1 protein-coding gene is annotated in these 833 nt (G+C 71.5%); it reads right to left on the bottom strand.

Annotated features, from left to right (window positions below; all coding sequences use genetic code 11):
- Positions 1-66: 66 nt before the first annotated feature.
- The coding region (locus AOK17_RS44340; RefSeq protein WP_281198682.1) for a lanthionine synthetase LanC family protein at positions 67-833 on the bottom strand (767 nt) is incomplete at its 5' end.

The following is an 833-nucleotide window of genomic DNA, read 5'->3' as shown; positions in this document are numbered from 1 at the left end:
GTTCCCCGCGCCCCTAAAAAGGCCGGGCTGCGCCCGAAGTTTCCGATCCCGGAGGTCGGATGCTGTTCAACCGGTGGGCGGGTGGTCCGGGAAGGGGACCGCGTACCTTGGGTCGCGGTTTGCGGTGATGCGGGCGTGGCGAAGGAGTTCACGGATGATGCCCGCGTTGCCCATGGCCCAGCCGGTGGCGGGGGCAAGGTCACTGGGCGTCTCACGGTGTTCAAGGTTGGACCAGCGGACGCCGTCGCCATCGGTCCTCGCGCGGGCCGCGAGGTCGGCGACGAGGACGTCGGCGAAGTCGCTGCCGTCACCGCGTTCGACCTGGCGGTCGCAGGCGAGGGCCAGGACCCCGGCGGTGCCGCAGCAGCGGCCGTTGTTGTCCCAGAAGCCGGGACGAGGTCGTCGCGGAAGCCCGGAGCCGACGACGGTGCGCCAGCAGCGGTCGGCGAGGTGGGCCCATCCAGGGTCGTCGGGCAGGACTTGGCTCAGCAGGCGGAACACCTGGGCGTCGCCGGCCGGGCCGTGGCACCAGCCGTAGTTGTGGCGTTCGATCTTTTCGTGTTGCTGTTGCGGGTCGGAGTGCGCGACGAGGAACCCTTCCGGGCCGGCTTCGTCGCGGGAGACGACATCGGCGGCGCCGGCCAGTGCGAGGTCGACGAGATCGGGGCGGTCGGCGGCCCGGCCTACGGCGGCGAGCGCGTAGACGATGCCAAGGGTGCCGTGCGATATGTGGTGCAGGCGCGGTACCGCCCCGGCCCGTATCTCCCACTGAACGCCGCAGGCGCTGGGTTCGGCAGTGCGCGGGTAGCGGTCGACGGCGAGCTGGGCGAGGT

The organism is Streptomyces phaeochromogenes (assembly GCF_001418655.1).
In the GTDB taxonomy this organism is placed as follows: Bacteria; Actinomycetota; Actinomycetes; order Streptomycetales; family Streptomycetaceae; genus Streptomyces; species Streptomyces phaeochromogenes.
The sequence above is the reverse complement of the archived record's forward strand: the minus strand, read 5'-3'. Positions and strand labels throughout refer to the sequence as shown.